Source organism: Aeromonas sp. L_1B5_3 (genome assembly GCF_963866575.1).
GTDB classification, from domain to species: domain Bacteria; phylum Pseudomonadota; class Gammaproteobacteria; order Enterobacterales; family Aeromonadaceae; genus Aeromonas; species Aeromonas jandaei.
Map to the genome: position 1 here is coordinate 1 of NZ_CAWMDN010000143.1, position 26,010 is coordinate 26,010.

Annotated in this window: 23 protein-coding genes, 1 tRNA gene and 1 pseudogene; 11 read left to right on the forward strand and 14 right to left on the reverse strand. The window is 55.0% G+C overall.

The features are described from left to right. Nucleotides 1-296: 296 nt before the first annotated feature. The 4 genes from AACR93_RS18820 to AACR93_RS18835 form a co-directional block, all read right to left on the reverse strand. A complete protein-coding gene (locus AACR93_RS18820) occupies nucleotides 297-2,228 on the reverse strand; it encodes a putative bifunctional diguanylate cyclase/phosphodiesterase (RefSeq protein WP_043851635.1) in 1,932 nt (643 codons plus the stop codon). Nucleotides 2,229-2,252: 24 nt separating this feature from the next. Continuing rightward, complete coding sequence (locus AACR93_RS18825) at nucleotides 2,253-2,756, reverse strand: molybdopterin-binding oxidoreductase (RefSeq protein ID WP_043851645.1); 504 nt, start codon at nucleotides 2,754-2,756, stop codon at nucleotides 2,253-2,255. Between the two features lie 104 nt (nucleotides 2,757-2,860). Further along, a complete protein-coding gene (gene groL / locus AACR93_RS18830) occupies nucleotides 2,861-4,495 on the reverse strand; it encodes a chaperonin GroEL (RefSeq protein ID WP_005341224.1) in 1,635 nt (544 codons plus the stop codon). Nucleotides 4,496-4,540: 45 nt separating this feature from the next. Beyond that, the gene (locus AACR93_RS18835; protein ID WP_043851636.1) at nucleotides 4,541-4,834 is read right to left on the reverse strand and encodes a co-chaperone GroES; all 294 of its coding nucleotides are present in this window, start codon (nucleotides 4,832-4,834) and stop codon (nucleotides 4,541-4,543) included. 257 nt (nucleotides 4,835-5,091) lie between these two features. Between AACR93_RS18835 and AACR93_RS18840 the strand changes: the two genes are divergently transcribed. After that, nucleotides 5,092-6,426, forward strand: coding sequence for an MATE family efflux transporter (locus tag AACR93_RS18840; protein WP_231556982.1), 1,335 nt, complete (start codon nucleotides 5,092-5,094; stop codon nucleotides 6,424-6,426). Nucleotides 6,427-6,459: 33 nt separating this feature from the next. Here the strand turns inward: AACR93_RS18840 and AACR93_RS18845 are convergent, their stop codons facing one another. Then, the gene (locus AACR93_RS18845) at nucleotides 6,460-6,924 is read right to left on the reverse strand and encodes an FxsA family protein (protein WP_041209158.1); all 465 of its coding nucleotides are present in this window, start codon (nucleotides 6,922-6,924) and stop codon (nucleotides 6,460-6,462) included. Nucleotides 6,925-7,367: 443 nt separating this feature from the next. Here AACR93_RS18845 and aspA point away from each other — a divergent pair, with 443 nt between their 5' ends. Together aspA and AACR93_RS18855 are read left to right on the forward strand one after the other, a co-directional pair. Further along, the gene (gene aspA, locus AACR93_RS18850) at nucleotides 7,368-8,810 is read left to right on the forward strand and encodes an aspartate ammonia-lyase (RefSeq protein ID WP_033113944.1); all 1,443 of its coding nucleotides are present in this window, start codon (nucleotides 7,368-7,370) and stop codon (nucleotides 8,808-8,810) included. Between the two features lie 129 nt (nucleotides 8,811-8,939). Then, the gene (locus AACR93_RS18855; protein WP_041209157.1) at nucleotides 8,940-10,259 is read left to right on the forward strand and encodes an anaerobic C4-dicarboxylate transporter; all 1,320 of its coding nucleotides are present in this window, start codon (nucleotides 8,940-8,942) and stop codon (nucleotides 10,257-10,259) included. A 532-nt stretch (nucleotides 10,260-10,791) separates the two neighbouring features. Here AACR93_RS18855 and tsaD read toward each other — a convergent pair. Next, entirely contained in the window at nucleotides 10,792-11,805 is a 1,014-nt protein-coding gene (gene tsaD / locus AACR93_RS18860; protein ID WP_033113942.1) for a tRNA (adenosine(37)-N6)-threonylcarbamoyltransferase complex transferase subunit TsaD, read from the reverse strand. A 180-nt stretch (nucleotides 11,806-11,985) separates the two neighbouring features. Between tsaD and rpsU the strand changes: the two genes are divergently transcribed. From rpsU to AACR93_RS18890, 6 genes are all read left to right on the forward strand, one after another. Continuing rightward, nucleotides 11,986-12,201, forward strand: a complete 216-nt coding sequence (gene rpsU / locus AACR93_RS18865) for a 30S ribosomal protein S21 (protein ID WP_005309452.1) — start codon at nucleotides 11,986-11,988, stop codon at nucleotides 12,199-12,201. Between the two features lie 15 nt (nucleotides 12,202-12,216). Further along, nucleotides 12,217-12,660: a GatB/YqeY domain-containing protein gene (locus AACR93_RS18870; RefSeq protein WP_043851638.1), complete on the forward strand. Its 444-nt coding sequence runs from the start codon at nucleotides 12,217-12,219 to the stop codon at nucleotides 12,658-12,660. Between the two features lie 90 nt (nucleotides 12,661-12,750). After that, the gene (gene dnaG, locus AACR93_RS18875; protein ID WP_043851639.1) at nucleotides 12,751-14,538 is read left to right on the forward strand and encodes a DNA primase; all 1,788 of its coding nucleotides are present in this window, start codon (nucleotides 12,751-12,753) and stop codon (nucleotides 14,536-14,538) included. Between the two features lie 183 nt (nucleotides 14,539-14,721). After that, nucleotides 14,722-16,617, forward strand: coding sequence for an RNA polymerase sigma factor RpoD (rpoD, locus tag AACR93_RS18880; protein WP_263975067.1), 1,896 nt, complete (start codon nucleotides 14,722-14,724; stop codon nucleotides 16,615-16,617). Between the two features lie 187 nt (nucleotides 16,618-16,804). Further along, a tRNA-Ile gene (locus AACR93_RS18885) sits at nucleotides 16,805-16,881 on the forward strand. A 568-nt stretch (nucleotides 16,882-17,449) separates the two neighbouring features. Next, nucleotides 17,450-17,803, forward strand: a complete 354-nt coding sequence (locus tag AACR93_RS18890) for a hypothetical protein (protein WP_082044154.1) — start codon at nucleotides 17,450-17,452, stop codon at nucleotides 17,801-17,803. Nucleotides 17,804-17,864: 61 nt separating this feature from the next. On the opposite strand, the gene AACR93_RS18895 is transcribed toward AACR93_RS18890, so the two are convergent. Beyond that, nucleotides 17,865-18,080: a DUF3892 domain-containing protein gene (locus tag AACR93_RS18895; protein WP_082044155.1), complete on the reverse strand. Its 216-nt coding sequence runs from the start codon at nucleotides 18,078-18,080 to the stop codon at nucleotides 17,865-17,867. Between the two features lie 738 nt (nucleotides 18,081-18,818). Between AACR93_RS18895 and AACR93_RS18900 the strand changes: the two genes are divergently transcribed. Together AACR93_RS18900 and AACR93_RS18905 are read left to right on the forward strand one after the other, a co-directional pair. After that, nucleotides 18,819-19,310 carry a hypothetical protein gene (locus AACR93_RS18900; RefSeq protein ID WP_156153012.1) on the forward strand — a complete coding sequence of 164 codons (492 nt, stop codon included), beginning with the start codon at nucleotides 18,819-18,821 and terminating at the stop codon, nucleotides 19,308-19,310. A 17-nt stretch (nucleotides 19,311-19,327) separates the two neighbouring features. Beyond that, nucleotides 19,328-19,726, forward strand: a complete 399-nt coding sequence (locus tag AACR93_RS18905) for a hypothetical protein (protein WP_156153013.1) — start codon at nucleotides 19,328-19,330, stop codon at nucleotides 19,724-19,726. 47 nt (nucleotides 19,727-19,773) lie between these two features. Here AACR93_RS18905 and AACR93_RS18910 read toward each other — a convergent pair whose 3' ends face one another. The 7 genes and pseudogenes from AACR93_RS18910 to AACR93_RS18940 all read right to left on the reverse strand — a co-directional run. Beyond that, entirely contained in the window at nucleotides 19,774-22,497 is a 2,724-nt protein-coding gene (locus AACR93_RS18910; RefSeq protein ID WP_043851641.1) for a DUF927 domain-containing protein, read from the reverse strand. After that, nucleotides 22,494-22,745 (reverse strand): hypothetical protein, encoded by a 252-nt coding sequence (locus AACR93_RS18915; protein WP_043851642.1) that lies wholly within the window; start codon nucleotides 22,743-22,745, stop codon nucleotides 22,494-22,496. Before AACR93_RS18915 ends, AACR93_RS18910 begins: the two co-directional genes overlap by 4 nt. Then, a complete protein-coding gene (locus AACR93_RS18920; protein ID WP_231556980.1) occupies nucleotides 22,742-22,909 on the reverse strand; it encodes a host cell division inhibitor Icd-like protein in 168 nt (55 codons plus the stop codon). Before AACR93_RS18920 ends, AACR93_RS18915 begins: the two co-directional genes overlap by 4 nt. Nucleotides 22,910-23,296: 387 nt before the next feature. Continuing rightward, on the reverse strand, nucleotides 23,297-24,010 hold the full coding sequence (locus AACR93_RS18925) for a hypothetical protein (RefSeq protein ID WP_043851643.1): 714 nt from the start codon (nucleotides 24,008-24,010) through the stop codon (nucleotides 23,297-23,299). 4 nt (nucleotides 24,011-24,014) lie between these two features. Beyond that, on the reverse strand, nucleotides 24,015-24,980 hold the full coding sequence (locus AACR93_RS18930; RefSeq protein WP_043851644.1) for a P2 family phage major capsid protein: 966 nt from the start codon (nucleotides 24,978-24,980) through the stop codon (nucleotides 24,015-24,017). Between the two features lie 12 nt (nucleotides 24,981-24,992). Then, a complete protein-coding gene (locus AACR93_RS18935) occupies nucleotides 24,993-25,622 on the reverse strand; it encodes a GPO family capsid scaffolding protein (protein WP_019444969.1) in 630 nt (209 codons plus the stop codon). A gap of 104 nt (nucleotides 25,623-25,726) precedes the next feature. Beyond that, nucleotides 25,727-25,939, reverse strand: a pseudogene (locus AACR93_RS18940) (ogr/Delta-like zinc finger family protein); the annotation flags it as partial. Between the last annotated feature and the right edge of the window lie 71 nt (nucleotides 25,940-26,010).

Sequence of the window (26,010 nt, forward strand, 5' to 3'; positions counted from 1 at the left end):
TTCAAATTGTTAAAGAACGACGCAGCTTTTGCTGCTGCGGGAGTGGCATTCTACTCAACCGCCTTCTCGAGTCAAGCCTTATTTGCAAAGGCTTTTCGAGGTTATCGACTCAGGCTTTGCGTTGCCGCTTGCCGTGTCGATGGAGGCGCATTATAGAGAGTGAATTCGTTCTGGCAAGGGGGGGGTACGTATTTTTTTGAGAAATGCAAACAAACGTTCAGATAACAAACATAGTGCGCGTCTTTTGAACTAAATCACATCTTCGAGAGACCTTTAACTGGCACATATCCAATCTATTAGCTGATGCATGCGATGTCAGATGGTTGTCGAGCCAGCCAAAGCTCTTCCATTTCCAACAGAGTTTGATAGATCTTTTCTGCCTGTTCCGGTCGGCTGAAGAGATATCCCTGGCCATAGAGGTGGATATCGGTCAGGGAGCGCAAGACATCCAGCTGAGCTTGTGTCTCTATCCCTTCGCACACCAAAATCTTGCCAAGCATGGAACCCATCCTGCAGATATTGGCGACCAGCTCCGATGCTTCAAGCGAAGTATCTATCCCCTGAATGAAAGAGCGGTCGATCTTCACTTTGCTTACCGGCAACTTCTGCAGATAGCTGAGCGATGAGTAGCCAGTGCCAAAATCATCCAATGCCAGCAGCACTCCCTGCTGATTCAGATCCTGCATCAATTGCAGCGAATTCTTCACCTCCCTCATTGTGGTGTCTTCCGTGACTTCCAGAACCAGACTTCGTGCGGGCAGATGATGTTCCATTAATGCCTTGGCAACCAGTTTCAACAAATTGCGTTGGTACATGCCAGGAGAAATGTTCACGCACATTTGCAAGTCGACGAGGCCCAGCTGGTGCCACTGATAGAGCTGCTCACAAGCAGTATTAAGCACCCAGCTGCCCACCCGCTCGGCAAGCTGAAACTCTTCAGCCACCATGATGACTTCATTGGGTGGGATAAATCCAAGCTCGGGATGGCGCCAACGCAGCAATGCCTCCACCGCTTCACAGCGACCAGTCTCAAGATTGACGATGGGCTGGTAATAAAGCTCGAGCGCGTTGTGCTCCAGCGCCATGACCATGTCGGAAGCAAGGTGTTTACGACGAGCAGTCTCATTGAGCAGCGAGTTATCATAGATAACGTAGGGAACGTGCGTTTTACGGCTATGAAAAAGGGCCTGCTCTACCCGACTCAACAGCTCTTGGGTTTTATCGCTATCAACGGGATAAAAGGCTATGCCGATACCGACTTCAAGACGGAAAGGATAATTATCAAACACCATGTCCTGTTTGAGTGAATGCAATAGGCGCGCGACCAGCTCCCTGATTTGTCGCAGGTCACTGCTACCACGCTGGATAATTGCAAACTGATCCCCACCAAGGCGTCCACAAGACTCGCCTTCTTCACATAAGGCTTTGACCCTCTTTGCCAATTCGTTGAGCAGATAATCCCCTGTGTCGTAACCAAACTTGCTGTTGATATCCCTGAAGTCATTAATATCTACCAGCACCAGACCAAATGGCATCTCTTGCGTCGCATAGAATTCCATCATCTCGAGCAAGGCAACCCGATTTGGCAATCCGGTCAGAGGATCTCGCCGCACAGCTCTGAAATGACGCCGCCCTTCGTATATAAGCAGCGCACTGAGCAAGAGTACCGAGATAACCAGACCAGATACCATCATCAGCAGAGCATTACGCAGCTGGGCAAAATGGCGATCGTTCTCTGAATAGATGTTGATGTTCTTCTGCATAACAGATGCAAGAGAATAAGAGAGCGGTTCTTGCAAAGGTGCAAGGCGCATCATGATTTGCTGGTAATCCGGAGATCCAACTTTCAACCTGGTGATATCAGGTTCCATATTGCGGATATTGCTTTCGATCAGCTGCACCAGACGCAGGGTCTTCTGCTTGTCCTCCATGCTCTTGCGCAATTGGCCGCTAAGCAGGATTGGGGTTCGACTCCAGAGAATGTCATAACGCAGCATCAGGGCGTCGTGGTCGATGCCACCGTAGTGGTAAACCTCGACACTATTCAGAAACCGCCCCAGCTCTAGCTGCAATTGCATCAATGCCCAGGAGACATCATAGGTGTACTTCTCCATGACTCGGGTCGCATTCTGGATCTGAACCAGAGAATAGAGAGTACTTCCCGTAAACAACAGGATGAAAAAATAAAGAGTGGCGACAAGTGGCCAGGCTTTGGTCTTTTCCTTCACCCCATACTCCTGAGCAATAAACGATTAATGCTGGATATCAACCGCGCTGAGCTGCCAGATCATCATGTCGGTATATTCGGATCGTTTCAATTCCGGATGTTGATCAAGTGGCAGCATAAACCAGAGCGGCCCCTTGTCGCGCACCTTCATGACGACACCATCGTCCTCCCAAGCAAGGATAGGCTCATAGTGTTTGACCTTGTCCCAGTTGATACGGATCTGGTAGCTATTGAGTGCAGTCAGGGTAATGGAGTTGCCATCATCAGCCCCTACAGCCGCCAGTACATCAGCCAGTTTGGGACCACGATACTTATGGGGCTTATCGACCCAGGGATTCCCGGTCACGATCTCATGCTGTGGCAGTGCCTGCAACATGGCAAGGTCAAATTGCGCAACTCCATCTACGGCTTCTGTCGCTTTAACATTGCCTGTCACCTTGAGAATCACGGGCCCTGCAGGCGTCCCCAATGCCAGTACGGAAAAGCTTGCCAGGGAAAAAAGTAAAGAAATCAAACCCAGTTTTTTCATACTCACCTCCAAATAACATCCTTATCAACAACTCTCAGTTTAGCCGGATAAAAAAAAACGGCCCGCCAAAGCGAGCCGTTTCTCAAACAGAGCCGGGATGATGATTACATCATGCCCATGCCGCCCATGCCACCCATATCAGGCATGGCCGGAGCATCTTTCTTCGGCAGCTCGGTGACCATGCACTCGGTGGTGATCATCAAACCGGCGATGGAAGAGGCGAACTGCAGTGCAGAACGGGTTACCTTGGTCGGATCCAGGATACCCATGGTCAGCATGTCGCCATACTGCTCGGTGTAAGCGTTGTAACCGAAATTGCCTTCGCCGTTCTTCACCGCGTTGGCAATGACGGAAGCTTCTTCACCGGCGTTGATGACGATTTGACGCAGCGGGGCTTCCATGGCGCGCAGGGCAACCTTGATACCGACGTTCTGGTCTTCGTTGTCACCGCGCAGGCCAGCCAGTTTGGCTGCAACGCGAACCAGCGCAACACCACCACCGGCAACCACGCCCTCTTCAACAGCAGCACGGGTAGCATGCAGAGCATCTTCTACGCGAGCTTTCTTCTCTTTCATCTCGACTTCGGTAGCAGCACCGACCTTGATCACGGCAACACCGCCAGCCAGCTTGGCTACGCGCTCTTGCAGCTTCTCACGGTCGTAGTCGGAGGAGGTCTCTTCGATCTGCTGACGGATCTGGGCAACACGGCCTTCGATCACGCCTGCATCACCCACGCCATCGATGATGGTGGTGTTCTCTTTGGTGATGACGATGCGCTTGGCACGACCCAGATCTTCCAGAGTCGCTTTTTCCAGCTCCATGCCAACTTCTTCGGAGATGACGGTACCGCCAGTCAGTACGGCGATATCCTGCAGCATGGCTTTGCGACGGTCACCGAAGCCCGGCGCCTTGACAGCAGCCACTTTCACGATGCCACGCATGGTGTTGACCACCAGAGTCGCCAGGGCTTCGCCCTCTACGTCTTCGGCAACGATCAGCAGCGGTTTGCCCGCTTTGGCAACACCTTCCAGCACCGGCAGCATTTCGCGGATGTTGGAGACTTTCTTGTCAACCAGCAGGATGAACGGGTCGTCCAGCTCGACAGAACCGGTTTCCTGTTTGTTGATGAAGTACGGAGAGAGGTAGCCGCGGTCGAACTGCATACCTTCAACAACAGCCAGCTCATCTTCCAGACCCTGACCATCTTCAACGGTGATGACGCCATCGCGACCCACTTTATCCATGGCTTCGGCAATCAGCTTGCCCACTTTCTCGTCGGAGTTGGCGGAGATGGTGCCCACCTGAGCGATGGCATTGCTGTCGGCACACGGCTGGGACAGCGCCTGCAGCTCGGCAACGGCAGCCACAACGGCCTTGTCGATACCGCGCTTCAGGTCCATCGGGTTCATACCGGCGGCAACAGCTTTCAGACCTTCGTTGACGATAGCCTGAGCCAGAACGGTTGCAGTGGTAGTACCGTCACCCGCAGCGTCGTTCGCTTTGGAAGCCACTTCCTTGACCATCTGGGCGCCCATGTTCTGGAACTTGTCTTCCAGCTCGATTTCGCGCGCAACGGAAACACCATCTTTGGTGATAGTCGGGGCACCGAAGGACTTGTCCAGTACCACGTTGCGGCCTTTCGGGCCCAGAGTAACCTTGACGGCATCAGCCAGGATGTTCACACCTTCCAGCATCTTGATGCGGGCTTCGTTACCAAACTTAACGTCTTTAGCAGCCATTTTTATTCAATCCTTTCAATCAATTCGGAGAAAAGTGGGGATGGATTACTCTTCGACAATCGCCAGAATGTCGGTCTCGGACAGGATCAGCACATCCTGACCATCCAGCTTCTCGGTTTTCACGACGTAGCCTTCGTTGAAGATAACCTTGTCGCCAACCTTGACGGCCAGCGCTTTGACATCGCCATTATCCAGGATTCGACCAGTCCCCACGGCAAGCACTTCACCACGGGTGGACTTTTGAGCCGCAGTACCAGTCAGTACGATACCACCAGCGGATTTGGCTTCAGCTTCGATGCGCTTGATGATGACGCGGTCGTGCAGTGGACGAATTTTCATCGATAACTCTCCCAAAATGAGTCTCATTGTTGCTTTGAGGAATGGCCGTTCCAGGCCAAATCAGATATGTCCCTGATGTGGGGTAAGGTTGCTAACCCTTCAAGGGCAAATACAAAAAAAATTTTTTCACGTACTATAAACGCCTTCGATTGTTCGCCCCTGTTCTCTTCGCGAACTTCGCTGGCAGCGCCAGCCCAGTTATCAGCCCAGCTCTTCGAGCAAGATGTAGAGACGATCCCTTGACCCGCATCAATCCCATGCTGACAGCACCGATCCCTGTCGTACTGCGCCAGATGACGGGCCCCATGATCCTCGGCATCGTCGCCATTCTGGCCTTCAATCTGGTCGATACCTTTTTTATCGGCATGCTGGGCACTGAAGCGCTGGCGGCCATCAGCTTTACCTTTCCGGTCACCTTCGTGGTCACCTCGCTCGCCATGGGACTTGGGGCCGGCCTCTCGGCGGTGATCGGTCATGCATTGGGACAGGGCAAGCATGAAGAGGCGGCCCACCTCGCCACCGATAGCCTGTTTCTGGCGGTGATCCTGGTTACCCTGCTCTCGGCAGGGGGCGCCCTCACCATCAAACCGCTATTTACCCTGCTGGGCGCCAGTGCCGAACTTATCTCCCTTATCCACGACTACATGCTGATCTGGTATCTCACCGTGCCCATGCTGGTACTGCCCATGGTGGGCAACTCTGCCATCCGCGCCACCGGCGATACCAAGACGCCCAGCCTCGTCATGACGGTGGCCGGTCTGGTTAACGGCATGCTGGATCCGCTGCTTATCTTCGGAATCGGCCCCTTCCCCGAGTGGGGGATCCGGGGTGCCGCCATCGCCACCTCCATCTCATGGCTGATGGCCATGCTGGTCAGCCTCTACATCCTGCGTCATCGGGAAGGCTTGCTGCTGTGGCGCCTCTCGCCGCGCGCCCGGCTGATCTACCACTGGCGGGCACTGCTCCATGTCGCCATCCCAGCCTCTTTTACCAACATGCTCAATCCGTTGGCCAATGCGGTGTTGATGACGATTTTTGCCGGTCTGGGGACAGAAGTGGTGGCCGCTTACGGCGCCGCATCGCGGGTTGAGGCACTGCTGCTGATCGTGATGATGGCCCTCGCCTCCGTGCTGGCCCCCTTCATCTCGCAAAACTGTGGCGCCGGCAATCCGACCCGGGCCAAGGCCGCGCTTCAGAGCAGCATGCGCTTTGCCCTGCTGTTCCAGCTTGCCATCTATGGCCTCACCTGGCTGCTCGCTCCGATGATCGCCAACCTGTTCAGCGACCATCCACAGGTGATCCGCCTCATCATCCTCTATCTGCATCTGGTACCGATCGGATATGGCTTTCAGGGGATGGTGATGCTGCTAGCCTCGGCGCTCAATGGCGTGCGGGCATCGAGCATCTCGTTCTTGTTCAACGGCTTGCGGCTGTTTGGCTTTTTACTGCCGGGAGCCTGGCTAGGCGCCAGATGGGGGGGAGAACAGGGGATATATCTGGGGATACTGCTGGCCAATCTGGCGGCGGGCACCCTCGCATGGTGGTATGCCCGACACCGCTTCGAGGCCTTGTGCCATCAGGGCAAACCCTGATCGGTCACTCGCCTCGGGTTTTCGTCTCGTCGATTACTCTTTGCGCTCAAACTCGCCTTCGATGGTGGTGCCACCCTGCTTCGGATGATCGTCGAGGGATTGCTCAAACGGCGATTGAGTACGCTGGAAACCACCCATCTGCATCCGGAACTGGTTGCTGCCGATCAGCTTGTCGGCCAGCTTGTTACGCAGCCAGGGCTGCAGCAGCAGGATCCCGAAGAAGTCGGTGACAAAACCCGGGATGATCAGCAGCAGACCGGCCAGCGCCAGCATCATGCCACCCATCACTTCGCGGCCCGGCATCTCGCCCTGTTGCATCTTCTGCTGGGCACTGAACAGGGTCTTGAGCCCTTCACTGCGCACCAGAGAAGAGCCCAGAATGGCGGTCAGGATGAGCAAGCCGACGGTCGGCAGCGCTCCAATCACAGAACCGACCTCGATCATCACGGTGAGCTCCAGTACCACCAGACCCACCAACAGCAGAAACAGCTTGCCCATATAAGCTCCACAACCAGTCAAATGTGAGAAAAAGTGGTCCCGCGAACCGGGAGGTGCACACGATGTTCAGACGCGCGAGTCACCACTTCCTACCCCCAATAAATGGGGGCCAACCCGCCCTTTTCAAGCCACCCAAATGACCCCCTCATCAACCAGACGCTAAAAAATCAGCAAAAAATTACAAATTTTTATAAAAATCATGGTGATAAATCATGTACAACATATGTGTACATTCATCAAAGGAATTTGAAGATGTCACCAGATTAGTGATCCAGCTCTAATAACCGATACCTCAATTGGAGTAGTATGTTGATTAGTTATTAGGGAGGTCACACTCCCAATCGCCCCACTCGGTGTGTGGTGCTTCAGGATGAGCTGTGCGCAAGGAACTCGCGACCACTCGGTGAGGATTTTTCCATTTATCTGATTTCTGAGGCATTACAATGAGCGACATCAAGAACGTCCGCATTGAAGAAGACTTGCTGGGCACTAAAGAAGTTTCCAATGATCTCTACTACGGTGTGCACACCCTGCGCGCTGTCGAGAACTTCAAGATCAGCTCTCAGAAGATTTCTGACGTTCCGGAATTCGTACGTGGCATGGTGCTGACCAAGAAGGCCGCTGCGCTGGCCAACGGTGAGCTCGGTACCATCCGTCCTGAAATTGCAGACAAGATCGTGGAAGCCTGCGACCTGATGCTGAACACCGGCAAGTGCTTCGACCAGTTCCCGGTCGACGTTTACCAGGGCGGTGCCGGTACCTCCGTCAACATGAACACCAACGAAGTGCTGGCCAACATCGCACTGGAGATCATGGGTCTGGAGAAAGGTCGTTACGACGTCATCAACCCGAACGATCACGTCAACAAGTGCCAGTCCACCAACGATGCCTACCCCACCGGTTTCCGCGTTGCTGTTGTAAACAGCACCGACGTGACCCTGCATGCCCTGGAAGCGCTGATCGCCGCTTTCGACGTCAAGGCTAACGAGTTCAAGAAGATCCTGAAGATGGGCCGTACCCAGCTGCAGGACGCCGTACCCATGACCCTGGGTCAGGAGTTCCACGCGTTCGCCGTGACCCTGCGCGAAGAGATCAAATCCATCAAGCGTTGCCAGGAGCTGCTGCTCGAAGTGAACCTGGGCGCTACCGCCATCGGTACCGGCCTGAACACTCCGCCCGAGTACTCTGCACTGGCCATCAAGCGTCTGGCCGAGATCACCGGCCGTGCCTATGTACCGGCTGAAGACCTGATCGAAGCTACCTCCGACTGCGGCGCCTACGTCATGCTGCACGGCGCCATCAAGCGTCTGGCCATGAAGCTGTCCAAGATCTGTAACGACCTGCGTCTGCTCTCCTCCGGCCCGCGCACTGCCCTGAAAGAGATCAACCTGCCGGAAATGCAGGCGGGTTCCTCCATCATGCCGGCCAAGGTCAACCCGGTTATCCCGGAAGTGGTCAACCAGTCCTGCTTCAAGGTATTCGGTAACGACATCACCATCACCTTCGCCGCCGAAGCCGGTCAGCTGCAGCTGAACGTCATGGAGCCGGTGATTGGTCAGGCAATGTTCGAATCCCTGAGCCTGATGGAAAAAGCCTGTATCTCCCTGCGCGAGAAGTGCGTGGAAGGTATCACCGCCAACCCGGAAATCTGCATGAACCACGTGCTGAACTCCATCGGTATCGTGACCTACCTGAACCCCTTCATCGGTCACCACGAAGGGGACATCGTTGGCAAGATCTGCGCCCAGACCGGCAAGAACGTACGTGAAGTCGTACTGGAGCGCGGCCTGCTGAGCGCCGAGCAGCTGGACGAGATCCTCTCCATCGAGAACCTGATGAACCCGCAATACAAGGCCAAGCGTTTCACTCGCGAAACCACTGTATAAGCGACGCATGGGCCGGGATCTTCCCGGCCCATTTAAAGTCAGTTCCCGATTGGTCTCTATCCCCAGCCCGATCGGGAATTGGCTTTTTGCCAAATAAAAACCAAAAAACTAAAAAATGGAGTTATCGCTATGATTGGAATCGAGTTACTTGTCGTGCTCGCCGCTATCTATCTGGGCGCCCGGATAGGCAGCATCGGCATCGGCTTTGCCGGTGGTCTGGGGGTTCTGGTCCTGACCTGGGGCCTCGGGGTGCAGATCCCGAGTGACCAGCTGGTCACCTACATCCCCTGGGATGTGATCATGATCATTGCGTCCGTCATTTGCGCCATCGCCTGTATGCAACTGGCTGGCGGGATGGACTATCTGGTCTCCCTGGCTGAAAAAGCGCTGCGCAAGAACCCTAAATACATCACCTTCGCCGCCCCGGTCGTCACCTATCTGATGACCATGCTGGCCGGTACCGGTCACACCGCCTTCTCCACCCTGCCGGTTATCGCAGAAGTGGCCAAGGAGCAGGGGATCCGCCCGTCCCGTCCGCTCTCCATCGCGGTTGTCGCCTCCCAGATCGCCATCACAGCCTCCCCGATCTCTGCCGCTGTGGTTGCCTTCTCCGGCATGCTCGAGCCGTTCGGTGTTGACTACCTGACCCTGCTGGCCATCTGCATCCCCTCCACCTTCCTGGCCTGTATCCTGGGTGCTTTCATCGCCAACATGATGGGCAAGCCGCTGGAGCAGGACGAAGTCTATCTGGAGCGTAAAGCCAAGGGCCAGATCAAGCTGCGCGGTACCAGCCAGCTGGAAATCAAGCCGTACGCCAAGCTGTCCGTCTGGATCTTCATCGCTGCCATCGTGGCCGTCATGGCCTATGCCACCGCGATCTCCGGTAAAGTTGGCCTCATCACCAACCCGCCGATCCCCCGCGATGGTGCCATCATGGGCATCATGCTGGCCGCTGCCACCATCATGACTCTGGTGTGCAAACTGGACGCTACTCAAGTGACCAACATGCCGACCTTCAAGTCCGGTATGTCCGCCTGTATCTGCGTACTGGGTGTGGCCTGGCTGGGTAACGTCTTCGTGAAAGGCAACATGGACACCATCCAGCTGATCGCCGGCGACCTGCTGAACCAGTACTCCTGGCTGCTGGCCGTGGTGCTCTTCTTCGCCGCCATGCTGCTCTACTCACAGGGTGCAACCACCAAGGCCCTGATGCCTGCCGCTCTGGCTCTGGGTGTCAGCCCGCTGACCGCCATCGCCTCTTTCGCGGCCGTGAGCGCCCTGTTCGTACTGCCGACCTACCCGACCCTGCTGGCCGCGGTAGAGATGGACGACACCGGCTCAACCCGCATCGGCAAAGCCGTGTTCAACCACCCCTTCTTTATCCCCGGCACCGCCACCATCGCGATTGCCGTGGCGCTGGGCTTCTTCTTCGGCGGCATCATGCTGTAATCGCATCACCTGTCGATAGCCAATCAAGAATCCCCGCCAGCTGGCGGGGATTTTTTTGTGCCTCTCTCAGACACTGGCTGCTGACAGCGAAACCGTGGCGCAGGATTCCGTATCAACCGCAGTCAAACGCATCAGATGGCCATCCCGCACCGTCACCTTCCTTTCCTCACCTCTTTATCAGGCGCGTTCTGGCGGCACTCTGTGGGCGCAGGCATCTATCAGGATCGGACGATGGCGAGCTGGCGGTAATAAAGGGCAAAAACAGAGCCACAGGCAGGAGCTGGCAAAGGCATAAGAGAAAATGAGGCCAATTTGCCAAAATACATAAATTTAATTTATAGCGCGACATGGATACCAAAAGCAGGCTTGAGGGGATAGCTACGACGCTGCAGAGCCCTCTTCCGATCCACAAGGAATAATCAGGCAAGCCGTGGTGCAGCAATAAAAATGCCCCGGACAGGCCCCCGTCTTCACAGAGAGCATGCCCGGGGCATGTCACATCACTGGCCCGGCAGGGACAGGATCCTCAGGATCAGACCGGATCCAGGGTATCCAGCGGCCAGCGCGGCACGGCCTTGACCGCCAGCGGCTCGAACACGCCCGCCTTCAGACGCTGCATGCCGGCATAGGCAATCATGGCGCCGTTATCGGTGCAATATTCGGTGCGCGGATAGAACACCTCGCCCTTGAGGCTCTCCATCAGCTCGGCCAGCTGGGCGCGCAGGTGGCGGTTGGCACTGACGCCACCGGCCACCACCAGACGCTTGAGGCCAGTCTCTTTCAAGGCACGACGGCACTTGATGGCCAGGGTATCGACCACCGCATCTTCAAACGCACGGGCGATATCGGCGCGGGTCTGCTCATCATCACCGTTGGCAGCGATGGTGTTGGCGGCAAAGGTCTTGAGGCCGGAGAAGCTCATGTCGAGCCCGGGGCGATCAGTCATGGGACGGGGGAAGTGGAAACGTCCGGTGGTGCCCTTCTCGGCCAGACGGGAGAGCAGCGGGCCACCCGGATAGTCCAGCCCCATCAGCTTGGCGGTCTTGTCGAACGCCTCGCCGGCGGCATCGTCGATGGATTCGCCCAGCAGCTGGTAGCTGCCGATGCCATCAACCCGCACCAGCATGGAGTGGCCACCGGAGACCAGCAGCGCCACGAAGGGGAACTCGGGGGCCTTCTCTTCCAGCATGGGCGCCAGCAGGTGACCTTCCATATGGTGGACGGCGATAGCCGGCTTGTTCCACGCCATCGCCAGTGAACGGCCGATGGTGGCCCCCACCAGAATGGCGCCAACCAGACCCGGCCCCGCGGTATAGGCGATGCCATCGATGTCATCCTTGCCCAGTCCCGCCTCCCGCAATGCGGCCTGGATCAACGGGATCGTCTTGCGAACGTGATCCCGGCTGGCGAGCTCGGGGACAACGCCACCGTAGTCCGCATGCAGCTTGACCTGGCTATATAACTGGTGGGAAAGGATCCCTTTTTGATCGTCGAAGATCGCGATCCCGGTTTCGTCACAGGATGTCTCTATGCCCAATACACGCATTGCTAAAAATTTTCACTGCTAAAATGAGACGGCTATGGTAACCTTCGCGGGTTTTTTAAACCAGAGCGATCTCTGCGGGTTTACTTTCATTCCCTGTCCAGAGTATAATTTCGCACCATTTTAAGTCATGCTGATCGATTGAAGGTCAGCTAACAATTTTATCACTGAGGTGAAAGGCACATGCCAGTAATCAAAGTCCGTGAAAATGAGCCGTTTGACGTTGCTCTGCGTCGCTTCAAGCGTTCTTGCGAAAAAGCCGGTATCCTGTCCGAAGTTCGTAGCCGTGAGTTCTACGAGAAGCCGACTACCATTCGTAAGCGCGCCAAAGCGTCTGCCGTTAAGCGTCACGCCAAGAAGCTGTCTCGCGAAAACGCACGTCGTATCCGCCTGTACTAATCAAGGGATCATGCCGTGTCTCTGAAGGATCAACTCAAGGATCAGCAAAAGCTCGCCATGCTTGCCAAAGACAAGCTGCGGTTGGGCGCTATCCGGTTGTTGATGGCAGAAATCAAGCAGCGTGAAGTCGATACCCGTGTCGAGCTCAATGATGAGGATATCCTCGCTGTCGTGACCAAGATGGTCAAACAGCGCCGCGATTCCATCAGCCAATTTGAAGCTGCCGGTCGCCAGGATCTCGCCGACAAAGAGTCCGCCGAGATCGTTGTGCTGCAGGAGTTCCTGCCTCAACAACTGACCGCAGACGAAATTGCCGCCCTGATCGAGCAAGCCATCGCCGAGAGCGGTGCTGCCGTCATGGCTGACATGGGTAAAGTCATGGCTGTCTTGAAGCCAAAAATTCAGGGTCGTGCCGATGTCGGCGCCGTCAGTGCTCAGGTGAAAACCCGCTTGGCGTAACACAGGCAAACTCTTGTTTGGTCGAAGAAGCCGTGCTTCCTTGTGAATGCGCGGCTTTTTTATTTTCTATCGCAGTGAAACAGGACGGTTATGGCAGGCAGGATCCCCCAATCCTTTATCGACGATCTGCTCGCACGCACAGACATAGTCGAGCTGATCGACTCGCGAGTGCGGCTGAAAAAAGCCGGTAAGAACTACCAGGCTTGCTGCCCTTTTCATAACGAAAAAAGCCCCTCTTTTACCGTCAGCCAGGAGAAGCAGTTCTATCACTGTTTCGGCTGTGGCGCCCACGGCAACGCCATCGGCTTTGTCATGGAGTATGACGGCCTCGAATTCCCCGACGCCATCGAAGAGCTCGCCAGCCAGCAGGGCATGCAGGTGCCCCGCGAGCAGAGCAGCGGTGGATCTGGTCATAGCCAGCCAGCCGTCAGCAAGGATCTGTTCGAGCTGATGAACCAGATCGCCCGCTTCTACGAGAGCAATCTCAAGAGTGCTCCCCATGCAGTGGAGTACCTCAAGGGACGCGGGCTGACCGGTGAAGTGGTCAAACGCTTCAACATCGGTTATGCCCCAAGCGATTGGGATCAGGTGCGTCGCCGCTTTGGCGCCAGCAGGGATCACGAACAGCTGCTTATCTCGGGTGGCATGCTGATCACTCGTGAAAATGGTGGGGGCAGCTACGATCGTTTCCGCGATCGCATCATGTTCCCGATCCGTGACAAGCGTGGCCGGGTCATCGGCTTCGGTGGCCGGGTGTTGGGTGACGGCACCCCCAAATACCTCAACTCGCCGGAAACCCCGATTTTCCATAAAGGGCGGGAGCTGTTCGGCCTCTATGAGGTCAAGCAGGCACACAAGGATCCGCGCCGGATCCTGGTGGTTGAGGGCTACATGGATGTGGTGGCGCTCGGACAGTACGACATCGACTATGCGGTGGCGGCACTGGGTACCGCGACCACCAGTGATCACATCCATACCCTGTTTCGTACCACCGCTGAGGTGGTCTGCTGCTACGACGGCGACAACGCTGGTCGTGAAGCCGCGTGGCGGGCGCTGGATAACGCCCTCCCCCATCTGCAGGATGGCCGTGAACTCAAATTCGTGTTCCTGCCCGATGGCGAGGATCCCGACTCGCTGGTACGCCAGATCGGTAAGGAGGGCTTTGAAGCCCTGCTCGATGAAGCTCAACCCTTCGCCGACTTCATGTTCGAGCGTCTTGGTCGCGACGCGGCGCTCTCCGGTGAAGCGGGCAAGTTTGAGGTGGCCAACAAGGCTGCCGAGCTGATACGCCGCGTGCCGGAAGGGTTCACCCGCGAGGGGCTGATCACCCGCCTCTCCAGCATGATGCGCTGGGGTGAGAACAAGCAGCGAATTGCCGAGCTCTTTGCCCGCAACAGCCAGCCCAAGGCCGAGGTCAATAAGCCCAAGGCAGCCAAGCTGACCCCGCTGCGCCGGGCATTGGCACTGATGGTTCAATACCCGGCCATGACGGCAGAGCTACCGGCAATGCCGGAGCTGGCGGGTTTGCGTTTGCAGGGGATTACCTTCCTGCTGCAGCTGCATCAGCAGATCCTGGCTCAGCCCGGTATTACTACCGGCATCCTGCTGGAACACTGGCGCGGCACCAAGGAGGGGGAAATCCTCGCCCAGCTGGCGATGCACGACCTGTTCGAGGAGATCAAACTCGATCAGGAGCCGGATATTCTGGGAGAGTTGCAAGATACCTTCGTCGGTTTCATCAACCTGTTTCTGAAACAACGGATCGAAGAATTGCAGGCCAAAGTGGCTCAGGAAGGACTAAGCTCCGAAGAAACCCAAGAGTTGATGATGCTGATCAGAGAGATGCAAATTGAGAAAAGAAATGAGAGCGGGGCTTGATATTTGAGTGATTAGTCCCAATATGGATAACGTTGCACGAATCGACGGGATGAAAAGCAAAAATTTTATAACCGCCTGGCCCCGACAATACTGCGGGCAGGGGTTTCTCATGACCGACGCCGCAACCAGACATAGCATGTCTGGCGGTTTTCTATTAGAATTGGCTATTTGCGCAGCAGCGCACTGTACGCGCAACCTAGCAGCACCAACCGGATGAGTTCTATGGAGCAAACCCCGCAGTCTCAGCTTAAACTCCTCGTTGCCAAAGGTAAAGAACAGGGCTACCTGACCTATGCCGAGGTGAACGATCACCTCCCGCAAGATATTGTCGATTCAGACCAGATCGAAGACATCATTCAGATGATCAACGATATGGGCATTCAAGTGGTTGAAAACGCTCCGGATGCCGATGACTTGATCATGGCTGAAGGGGGTACCGCCGATGAGGACGCTGCCGAAGCAGCGGCCCAGGCTCTGGCATCTGTTGAATCCGAGATTGGTCGCACGACCGATCCCGTCCGCATGTACATGCGGGAAATGGGTACTGTCGAACTGCTGACCCGCGAAGGCGAAATCGACATCGCCAAGCGGATCGAAGACGGTATCAACCAGGTACAAAGCTCCGTAGCCGAGTACCCGGAAGCCATCACTTACCTGCTCGAACAGTACGACAAGTACGAAGCCGAGCAGCTGCGTCTCTCCGACATCATCTCCGGTTTTATCGATCCGAACGATACCGAAGATATGGCGCCGACCGCCACTCACATCGGTTCCGAACTCAGCGAGGATGACCTGGCTGACGAAGACGAAGATGAAGACGAAGATGAAGACGAAGACGGCGACAACTCTGACGATGACGGTGACGGTGGTCCGGATCCGGAAGTCGCTCGCGAGAAGTTCGCCGAACTGCGCGCCCAGTATGAAGTGACCCGCCTCTCCATTCAGAAGAATGGTCGCGCGCACGATGATACCCAGGCCGCCATCGCCCAGCTGGCCGATGTGTTCCGTCAATTCCGCCTGATGCCCAAGCAGTTCGATCGCCTGGTCAACAACATGCGCGAAATGATGGAGCGAGTTCGTGTGCAGGAACGCATCATCATGAAACTCTGCGTTGAGCAGGCCAAGATGCCGAAGAAAACCTTCGTCGCGGCCTTCACCAACAACGAGTGCGAAACTGCCTGGTTTGAATACCAGAAGCAGGCTGGCAAAGCTTGGTCTCCCCGTCTGATGGAGATGGATGAAGAGGTGCAGCGCGCCATCGGCAAACTGCAGCAGATCGAGGAAGAGACCGGTCTGTCGATTGCCCAGATCAAGGATATCAACCGTCGCATGAGCATCGGTGAGGCCAAGGCCCGCCGTGCGAAGAAAGAGATGGTTGAAGCCAACTTGCGTCTGGTTATCTCTATCGCCAAGAAGTACACCAACCGCGGCCTGCAGTTCCTGGATCTGATCCAGGAAGGCAACATCGGTCTGATGAAGGCGGTAGACAAGTTTGAATACCGTCGTGGCTACAAGTTCTCGACCTATGCAACCTGGTGGATCCGTCAGGCCATTACCCGCTCCATCGCGGATCAGGCCCGTACCATCCGTATCCCGGTGCACATGATCGAGACCATCAACAAGCTCAACCGTATCTCCCGTCAAATGCTGCAGGAGATGGGTCGTGAACCGAACCCGGAAGAGCTGGCCATGCGCATGGGCATGCCGGAAGACAAGATCCGCAAGGTACTGAAAATCGCCAAAGAGCCTATCTCCATGGAGACGCCCATCGGTGATGATGAAGATTCCCACTTGGGCGACTTCATCGAAGATACCACCCTGGCTCTGCCGGCCGATGCAGCAACCAGTGAAAGCCTGCGCAACGCTACCCGCGAAGTGCTGGCCGGTCTGACCGCTCGTGAAGCCAAGGTGCTGCGGATGCGTTTCGGTATCGACATGAACACTGACCACACCCTCGAGGAAGTGGGCAAGCAGTTCGACGTTACCCGTGAGCGTATTCGTCAGATTGAAGCCAAGGCACTCCGTAAACTGCGCCACCCGAGCCGCTCGGAAGTGCTGCGCAGCTTCCTGGACGAATAGTCCTAGCCCTGTGTCAAACTGCTCTACCAAAGCCCCGCCATGCGGGGCTTTGTTTTGTCTGGCATTTACCCTTGCAACCCGCTTTGCCCCCTCTATCAAGCTGGACAATTAGTCGCCAAGTGGTTGATATGCCTATAGACTGCCCTTTCCTCTTCCCCTATAATCCACGCCGCTAAACGTACAATTTGGCCCCTTAGCTCAGTTGGTCAGAGCAGTCGACTCATAATCGATTGGTCGTGGGTTCAAGTCCCCCAGGGGCCACCAATTCCAGAGGGTTAGCGAGATAGTACTCGCTAACCCTCTTTTCAATAGGATACCTATAGGATATCTCAGCCTGTAGAGTGACCACTCTAAAACCACTCCCCAGCCCCTCAAAAAATTTTTTCTCCACCAAGAAAAAAAATTATCAGCCCCTTCGAAATGTTCTCATTTGAGAATCATCGCTAAAATTTTTTCTCCTCCCCAGATTTCCCTTTTCTATCTCTATATGTTGAAAAAAGCGGGGTTACACGGGTTACGAGGTTACAACTCGGCTCTAGCCCAGTACTGGCGCGGCTTTGAGCTGTAACCCCACTCAGAGCGCAAAAAGCGAATAGAGGTTACACGCTCCGAAAGAGACATGAGGTTACAAGCCTGTAGCCCTTGTCTGGCGCGGGCTGTAGCCGTTTTTCTTGATGGTGTAACCTGTAACCCCGTGAGGTTACAAACATCTGGCCTCATGTAGCTCATGGCAGGAAGCATTTAACCAGATGTTTCATTATGTGCAGTCAGGAGCCAAAGGGCCGGATGTCCATGCTAGCATTGGCCAACCATCTCACAATTTGGTGTTTCTATGGATTACACATTTATTTCGGGCATAGTTGGCGGCCTGGGGATTGGCACGTTGATTAACACCATTTACAGCGATTGGAGAGCACGAACAGCCAAGAGAACAGATCGGCAGTATGAAGAAAAAAGAAATGCATATCTGGGACTCTTAGATGCACTCCACAAGGCAGCCGTTGAACCATCTGATGCAGCATCAAAGGCGTATGCTTTGTGGCAGACACGCTGCAATCTCTTTGGGTCAGAAGAGGTTTCTCTGTACGCACAAAGGATTATTGATACAAATGCGGGACCGCGGGAAGAGAGAAATGAAGCCTTCAATTGCTTACTAAGAGCAATGAAAGCTGATTTGGCTAAATAACAACCAAGGGGCCTTAGCCCCTCGGTTCTGTAATTCCTAACTATACGGTTTTGGCATCACATCAACGAGGCTTATCAACATTGTTCTGTTTAGAACTGTCGGGGTCTGCTCTGACGTATTCAACGCCATTTCGCTCGTAGATATGAAAATCAGGATGCCTGCCTTGCTCAACTTCCTTTATCAGCTCAGTACGAGAGACGACCCCCCGCCCTGGTATTGTGTAAGATTGGTTTTCACCGTTCTTCCCATCACCATTGCCACGAATATTCTTCGCCATATGTGTCTCCACCATTGAGCGACATGCTCCATACGGATATTGGGGCTATCGCTCACAAAACAAGCCATTGATGACAAAATCTATACTTGATAAGAGTTAGCCGCTAGATGCCTCTCGATGGCCTTAGGTGACACACCCCACATACCCCCTCAGTGAATGCCAAAGTACGTTTAGAGGCCGTATGCGCCACCATGGTTGGCACGCTCACCATGCACGAATGGAAAACTGAAATTTTTCAGATCTTATAAATCTGAGAAAGACACATAGGTCATTGTTTTTAAATGAAAAAATGTGATTCCAATCGGAAAACTGAAAAATCTGGGCAATGGCGAAACGGCCACGAAAAGTACGTTTTTTATATATAAATCAGATAGTTAAGTTTTACGCCTGGCCTGCTAGTGTGGCGCATTTTTGCAAAAAACTGAAATTCCTTTCACTTCGTGCAGTTCCTCCCAATCCCCCACCCACCAAGAACGGCGCGGCCTAGAGCTAGGAAACTGCGGTAATCCATTTCTGCAAAAAATTTTCTTAACGCGACCCGCAGGCGGGAGCGGATGAGCGCGGATTTCGTGATGCTGATGTTGCGATGGGCATGGAGCAAAAGAAGGATTCATGGACAGAAAGATTCACCATGTTGTTTCGAATAGTCTAGTTCTATATTACTATCAGTAGATTATTTTTTAATGAAAGTATATAGTGTTACGTTAGATGAATAGTGAAATATGATGAGTGCTTTGCATGAACGATCGAGTCAGTTCAGCCATATTCAGTCTTAATGGATTATCTATATTAATCGGTGTAACTGGCTTTATTGCTAGTTTGGTTACATTGATCTTTGACTTAAATCAACTAATATCTATAAAGTGGGTTATTGGTTTACTTATAATTTCAGTAACAATAATTTGCATTTTATTTAAAGTAATCTATGACAGCTCTAATGTTGTAGAAGTTATGCCATATGAAGAAAAGGCAATTGATTACCTTGATGATACCAAGGTGCTCGTCATCAGAAAAAATGACAGTTTCGCCACAGGAAATATAGTCGCTATATATAGAACTAAAAATAACGTCTTATCTTTTATCGGCTTTGGTATTGTTGATCACACTCAACCAAAAATAATACAGATAAATCCATTTGTAGAGTTGCTACCTTCAGATGTTCATAGCTATTTGGTATCGAACAGGATTCCATATAAAGAACTAATTTCAGCGCCTCTAAGTGTCGAATAAACCCCAAGGAAACTAAGATGACTACTGGTAATAAAATAGCAACAGAGCCCAGAGTTGCAGATATAATAGATAAATTTCAGTTTGTTCTTAACAAAGGTTCCAAGGATGGCGTGAACATTAACGAAAGATACTTCATTTACTCAAAAGGGCCGATGATAATAGATCCTGACACCGGTAATGAGCTTGAAGCGGTAGAAGTACCCAAAGGAATCGTTGTAGTCAAACATGTACAGGAAACTATATGTGTTGTTGAGTCAGATGAATACACTGAAAAGGAAATTCAAAAAGAAACTCCTTCTACGAGACATCGAATTACATGGTATGCTTTAGGTTCGCCCCTTTCTAGTGTCGAGAAGACTAAAGAAAGAAAATCAATTAATGTTAGTGTAGGTGATTACGCTAGGATGGTATGGTAAGCCTCTGGAGAGAGGCTTACTTACTTTATGTTATATAGAGAGAGTAGCTATATCGATGGCTGATGTGAAAATATAACGTCATAACTAAGTATATATACTCTTGCAGGTCTACCTATATTACCAGGTAAACGAGCTAGGCATTGTGTTTTTCCGCTCTGGGATTTAACTATCCATCCAAGTTCTTGTGCAAGTCGAGCAGCTTTTTTGTAATCTCGTCCTTGTGTTATTTCTCTCCATCCTTCAGGTAAGACATAGAAAACAACCCCTTCATCACTCCCAATCTTAGGATTCTTCCTGTATCCCACCATTTGAGCCGGTCGGTGATTAGGGTCATCCCAATCCGCAAACCGGCTGTACTGGTAAGCAGTGAAGAACTGGCGGATCTGGCGTAGAGTTGCCGCATCTTCCTGGTTGCCAAGATGGCCACGATCGGCCAGCCACGCATCAAGACAAACTCGTGCTGCCTTGGTGGCCTCTCCGGCTTGCCATCCAGTGATACCCAAGCGGGTTGCCAGCTCACCAGCTGCTGCAACCAGGGCAAAGCGGTTAATAGCTCGCCCTACCTGGTTACCTGCCCCCTCTGGGGTCATGGTTGTGACCAATCGGCGGATCTCGCCCTTCATCCATGCGCTGTGCCCGTTTAGGTCATTGGCCAATGCCTCGACATAAGCACGAAAAGCAGTGCCGTGTTGCCCTTGCAGGCGCTCACGGAGGGTATCGGCGAACTGGCGGCCATCGACCATGCCGTGCAGCTCCTCAAACGCACCATGCTTGCCGGTATCACTCGGGATCTGGATAGTGCGGATCTCCATACCGGCAAAGGTACGCTGGCCCGCTTGTTCGGCGTGGTCTTCGAGGGAAAGTTCACCAGTGGAGAGGAACAGCAGACGCCACTGCTTGCGCTCGCGCAGCTCCCCATCTTGGCGGCTCCGCCCCTTGCCCTGTCCGTTGGCCAGCATATAGGCCACCAGACCGGCCTCCCGACCATCCACCTCCTTGATTTCATCCAGGCACAGCAAGGCATCATTGCGGCGACTGGCAATCCCTTCTATCGCGTTACCGGTCGCACGCCAGGTATGAGCGAACGATTCGGGGCCGTATACGCTGGCAGCGGCCATCATGACGGTGGTCTTGCCGTCGGTACTCTCGCCTTTCAGGTGGAAACCGCCCCCCTCAACCCCAATCAGCGATAACAGTGGGGCAGCAAAGGCACACGACATAGCAAAGGCTAACCGACTATTGCCAACCGCCAGAGCAGCAACCTGGTTTTGCCACTCGGCCAAGGTGCCGGACGTGGTGAAGTCGTTATTCACATAACCGGTGGTTTGCAGGATCACCTCGTTGGCATCCGGCCCCAAGTTACCATTTGGCAGCACATAGGCCCGCTTGTGCCAACCAGTGCGCTCGACACAGGTGATCCTGGCTTGCGGCTGGCAACTCATCAGGTAATCGCGCAGCAGGTTCTTTTTGCTCATGTTGATGTAACTAAGCCCGCTCTCCGCCAGCTGGCCAAATACCTCCTCGCCTCCTTTGTGAACCAGCATGCGCATGGGCATTGCCCAACAGCGGGTCTTGCCGTTGGTATCCCGCCACTCCAGCAACCGGCCAAAGCCTTGGCCCTGCTCGGTGTGGGTGATCGCCCTGACATGTAGCGGGGAACTGATAGGCACCGGCACCCGCTCGGCCTCCTCCCCCTTGCCGCGCCACTCCATGGCAAAGAGGCGATCTTTCCCCATGTTGTAGTTGTCGGGGAGCTCTGACGACTCGGGGGTTTGTTCTGCTGGGGTCTTGGTATCTGCGAAAGAGGTCATGATCGCCTTCTTGGTATCGAGCATTCCATGGGCCTGGTGGTAATCGTTCCAGTCACCAGCTTCACCAGGAAGGCAGATCAGCCCCCCTATCGCTGTTGCTGCTTCTTGGGCTTTGGCTTGGCCAGGGTTGCCATCAATATGGTCATCGTTGTCACCGGCAATCAGGATCGGCTCTGCACCTTCTCGGCGCTTGGCAATCTCAGCCACGGCCAGCAGATTGCTTGCATCCATGGCGCAATAGACGGTTGCCCCTGTCGCCAAATGGACAGATACCCCCGTTGCGTAACCTTCACAGATTGCCACCCGTAGCCCGCCGGTTAACCGGTGAAATGCCCCTGCTTTCTGGCCACCGGCCAAATAGCGCTTTTCCCCCTGGGGGTCGATGAGCTGGACGTTGACCAGATGATCATGTTCATCCGTGAGCGGGATAACCAGGGAGCCCTTGGGGAAGTTGTGCCGCGCTTCTCGGATCAGGGTCTGATTGGTATCTGCCAGCCAGTCGGGCAGGTGCTTGAGGGAGAGATAGGGGCTACGGCCCTTAACGCAATCCCCCATGATTGAGGCGGCCCTGGTGCAGGCTTTGCGCTTGGCTTTCTCTTCATCCTGTCTGGCTTTGGCTGCTACCTGCTCGGCGTTCTGTCGGCGGGCGGCTACCTCGTTTGCATCGAGACCGTCTGGGGATAACCCGAGCAAGGTGGCCACCTCTTGGGCGGCCTCCTTGGTGCTTTTGTGGGTGGCCTTGGCCAGAAGAGTTAAGCCATCACCGGCACCGCACTGGGAACAAATCCAGGTGCCCCGCCCCTCCTTGTCGTCCAGGCGAAATCGGTCTTTGCCACCGCAGGCAGGGCATGGGCCATGCTGGCCACGCTTGGGAACTGATAGGCCAAGTTCAGCCAGGATAAAGGGCCATTGCCCACGGGCTGCCAAGGAAACATCAGAGACAATGCGAATAGAGGTCATGACTCACCTCCAGGCAGCCGATCATTCAGCTCACTGATCCGGCAAGAGTTGGTGTCTATGTCTTTCGCCAGTGCCTTGAGCAGGCCAGACAGGCCATAGGTAAACTCTTCATGGTCGATGCGGCTCTTACGCTCCCAATCCACGCTGGCTGACAACAAATGGGAAAGGGTATGAAGGGCACACACTGACGTATCCAGTTCAGCAGTAACGCGGGTAAGCTCTTTGGAGGGGGTTTGGTGGGTGTTCATACTTGCCCCCTTTTCGCATTGGGAATACGGGCAACAAACACGAGCGGCAAGCCAGGCAGATTGGCGCGCGCTTGGGCTTCGGTATCAGCGACAGCAGAAATAGTGCGTATACGGTGAAGGTCAGAGACCCTGCCATGAGTGGCGATCAGGAAGGTGAAGATCATTTGGGTTATCCCTACGTGAAGTTGACGCAGGGCGGATCGGGTAGCCGCAAGACAGTGCTCACGTAGGCAGGCACAGTGGGGGCGTTTTCTTTGGCTCCCGACCCATGCCCCCAAAACAGGATAGATCTCCGGCAAGAGGCCAGAAATGGGGGAAAGGGATACAAATTTTCCTACGTGAGTCGCCGCTTGCGGGTGTCTAATCCGCCAGCCGTACCAAGGGGTGTCTAGGCCCTTGGTGATTGGAAGGCTATCCGAATTGATCTGTGGATGCAACTCTTGCTGGGGATCAGGGGCTTTGCTATGGTGCATGGGCTTGCTCCTCTGGATTTGGGGGTGGGGTAAGCAAATAGGGAGCCCTGGCAGGCTCCCTTTTGTTTTTCTGGGCGGTTACTTCCCCAACTCCCTTTTCAGCTGCTGCCGTTTGCCTGGACTGTCACACAACGCCAGCAGATCAGCGCACTCCGGACGGGTTGAGGTAATGAGCGCGTTGCGTGCTGCGGGGTTATCCCCCTCCAGCGCCACCGGCTCGCCGTTCAATGCCTCATTGAGAGCACTTCCCAACTCGGCAAGTGCCCAGCGGCGGGCCTCCTCGAGCCCCATGATGCACCCTTTGGCACGGGTCAACGCAGCCAGCTCTGCCAACTGTTGTTTGAGCGGTTTCAAGATGGCGGGCGCCAACTTGTTGTCGAGGTGGTTGTCATACCATCCGGAGACCCTCCGCTTGGCGAGGTCGGTTTCACGCTGGGCATCATAGAGCGGCAATGCCAAGCGTTTCTCTTGGCGCTCCGACATGCTGGCCGCCGCTTGGGCATCCTCTATCAACTCGGCCAATTCGCGGTATTCCCGCGCCTCCTCCAGCGAGACCTCTCCCCCCATCATCTGGCTTATCCGCCCTTGACGCAGCTCCTCACGGCGCGCCTGGGCAGACGGGATTTGCGCCATCAGGTTTTTGCGCTGCTCGCGCAAGGTCAATATCTCTTGGTCGAGTTCCATCAGCTTGCTGTGTTCGCTTTGAAACAGGGTCACGTGTTCATCCAGTCGGTTGGCTCGGGTGGCTGCGGGGGCAGTCGGCACGGCCTGCACAGAAGGATTCTCTTGCATCGTGTTACTCCTCAGTGACAAGGGTGATGGCATCAAAAGCGGCGTAGGCGGTTGGCTCGCCCAAGGCGTAGGTCTGGGCGCGGTTGTAACGAATGCCCCAGCTGGCCAAGTCGTCAATGTCGCCCGCCGTGAGGCGGTGGGTGTGGTTGACGGTGAGCACCTGCAGGTTCTCGGCCAGCGTGATGGCCAGATAGGTGCCTGGCATATGCTGGTGCGAGACAAAGCCCAAGTCCGCAATCTTCATGCGCTGGGTTTTATCTCGTACCTGTCCGGCCTTGAGGTGGGCTTTCTGGTGGGCGCGTAGCAGTTCGCCGCCGACCATTACCACCAGACGCGGGTCTTGGCGGTACGCCTCGGGCAGCTTCTCAATCAGGGCATAGACCATGCTGTCGAGGTCGGCGAAATCGCCCTTGCCGCTTGTGGAGAAGGTGACCGCATCGCGCAGCACCCGCAGCCCCTCGGGGTCAGCTGCCTTGGCCAAGGCGGGCCAGCCCACCATCACATCCTCCCCGTTGGGGTTGGCAACGGGGTCGGTATTGACGGCAGCAGATTGGCCATGGAAGCCGACCCGTATCAAGTCATCACCAAAGGCGGCCAAGGCCAGCTCTTCGAGCAGGGCGTTAACCTGGGCTTGGTCGAGCCCTTCCAGCATTTGGGCCAGCTGTTGCCATGTCCAGATAACGCTGCTGTCCATCTCTTCGTATTGGTGGGCGCGCTTGCTCGGCTTGGCCGGAACCATGAAACGCGCTTGCGCCTTGCGGCCACTGCGCAGGGTTGGCTTGAGCGGGTCAAAGCGCGGGGCGTGCGGGTCATCCACCCCCAAGATAGAGACCATCCACAGGAACGGGACGGCCTGCAAAATGGCCGCCGTCAGAGCCAAACTGGTGGCATTGTCGAGGTTGCCGAAACTGGGTTGCGGCGCGGGGGCAAAGCTCATGCGCACATCGCGCAGCAGGTCAGATAAGGTCATCAGAAAGGCTCCTTAGTAGAGGGGGTAGGTGTTGTCAGAGTCGGGGTTATCACGGCGGCCAGCAGTGGGCGGGTCTGGTGGGCAGGGCATCATGCTGGCGAGCTTTTTGTTGATGCTGTCGATATCCGACACCAAGGTTTCCAGCTGCTTAAACATGCGATCAGGGTCTGGTGTCCGGTTCACCGGTTTGGTGGGGACTGGCACAGGCAAAGAGGCTGGCACCAAGAGCGGGCGCGCCTCGGGCCGCTTGGCACTGAATTGCAGTTGGGTCAGCCCCGTGATGGTCGGCTGGTCGGTGACAGAGACCCCCGCCAGATACCACTGGCCAGTTCCTGCAAAGTTTTCAGCCGCCTCAATGGTGCAAAAGCCGTGGCTGCCGTTGGCGTTGAGGTCAATCAGCTCAAGGGTCGGACAAAGTACCGCCATCAGCTTGAGCTGGCCGTCTTCCTCTTGCACCTTCACCGCATCCACATAGCCAAGTGGGCGAATGCGTGCCCCCTCTGGCCAGAGGTTGGCCACATAGAAACTCGGGTTGTAGGTCTGGGCCAGCTCGCGCAGGCACTCGGGGGTAATAGTGCGGCCATCCAGTGTTGGCCCCGCCGTGGCGATGCACACCCAGCCGGTTTTGACTTGACTACTCATAGCACCCACCGATCATTTGAAACGGGTTTTTTTTGCTCTTTAGCGGCCTGCTCATCCAGCTGTTTTTGGCGTTCGTTCATGCTTTGACACAGCGGGGCGTGCGCCTCCGGCGACAGCCCTCGCGCCAGTGCGATGGCCATGGCGCTGGCTCGCTTGGCTGAAGGGCTCAGGGTGTGGCTATAGGCCAGTGTGGACACCCAAGAGTGACCGCAACTGGCATCAGTGCATTGGCAATAGAGATTGGCGATCCCTACCGTCATGCGATTGGTTTTGGTGATACGGCCTAATTGGCCGCACTCGGTGCACATTACGCGCATAGTGCATACCTCCTGGTTATTGGACGGAGTTCGCGGGTTTGCTGGAATGCAGGTAACCGTTCACCGGGACG

Bases quoted from the DNA above. Each gene is read 5' to 3' on its own strand.
- AACR93_RS18825 (WP_043851645.1), bottom strand. From the start codon at position 2,756: ATGAAAAAACTGGGTTTGATTTCTTTACTTTTTTCCCTGGCAAGCTTT.
- groL (WP_005341224.1), bottom strand. From the start codon at position 4,495: ATGGCTGCTAAAGACGTTAAGTTTGGTAACGAAGCCCGCATCAAGATG.
- AACR93_RS18835 (WP_043851636.1), bottom strand. From the start codon at position 4,834: ATGAAAATTCGTCCACTGCACGACCGCGTCATCATCAAGCGCATCGAA.
- AACR93_RS18840 (WP_231556982.1), top strand. From the start codon at position 5,092: ATGCTGACAGCACCGATCCCTGTCGTACTGCGCCAGATGACGGGCCCC.
- AACR93_RS18845 (WP_041209158.1), bottom strand. From the start codon at position 6,924: ATGGGCAAGCTGTTTCTGCTGTTGGTGGGTCTGGTGGTACTGGAGCTC.
- aspA (WP_033113944.1), top strand. From the start codon at position 7,368: ATGAGCGACATCAAGAACGTCCGCATTGAAGAAGACTTGCTGGGCACT.
- AACR93_RS18855 (WP_041209157.1), top strand. From the start codon at position 8,940: ATGATTGGAATCGAGTTACTTGTCGTGCTCGCCGCTATCTATCTGGGC.
- tsaD (WP_033113942.1), bottom strand. From the start codon at position 11,805: ATGCGTGTATTGGGCATAGAGACATCCTGTGACGAAACCGGGATCGCG.
- rpsU (WP_005309452.1), top strand. From the start codon at position 11,986: ATGCCAGTAATCAAAGTCCGTGAAAATGAGCCGTTTGACGTTGCTCTG.
- dnaG (WP_043851639.1), top strand. From the start codon at position 12,751: ATGGCAGGCAGGATCCCCCAATCCTTTATCGACGATCTGCTCGCACGC.
- AACR93_RS18890 (WP_082044154.1), top strand. From the start codon at position 17,450: ATGGATTACACATTTATTTCGGGCATAGTTGGCGGCCTGGGGATTGGC.
- AACR93_RS18895 (WP_082044155.1), bottom strand. From the start codon at position 18,080: ATGGCGAAGAATATTCGTGGCAATGGTGATGGGAAGAACGGTGAAAAC.
- AACR93_RS18900 (WP_156153012.1), top strand. From the start codon at position 18,819: ATGAACGATCGAGTCAGTTCAGCCATATTCAGTCTTAATGGATTATCT.
- AACR93_RS18905 (WP_156153013.1), top strand. From the start codon at position 19,328: ATGACTACTGGTAATAAAATAGCAACAGAGCCCAGAGTTGCAGATATA.
- AACR93_RS18910 (WP_043851641.1), bottom strand. From the start codon at position 22,497: ATGACCTCTATTCGCATTGTCTCTGATGTTTCCTTGGCAGCCCGTGGG.
- AACR93_RS18915 (WP_043851642.1), bottom strand. From the start codon at position 22,745: ATGAACACCCACCAAACCCCCTCCAAAGAGCTTACCCGCGTTACTGCT.
- AACR93_RS18920 (WP_231556980.1), bottom strand. From the start codon at position 22,909: ATGATCTTCACCTTCCTGATCGCCACTCATGGCAGGGTCTCTGACCTT.
- AACR93_RS18925 (WP_043851643.1), bottom strand. From the start codon at position 24,010: ATGCAAGAGAATCCTTCTGTGCAGGCCGTGCCGACTGCCCCCGCAGCC.
- AACR93_RS18930 (WP_043851644.1), bottom strand. From the start codon at position 24,980: ATGACCTTATCTGACCTGCTGCGCGATGTGCGCATGAGCTTTGCCCCC.
- AACR93_RS18935 (WP_019444969.1), bottom strand. From the start codon at position 25,622: ATGAGTAGTCAAGTCAAAACCGGCTGGGTGTGCATCGCCACGGCGGGG.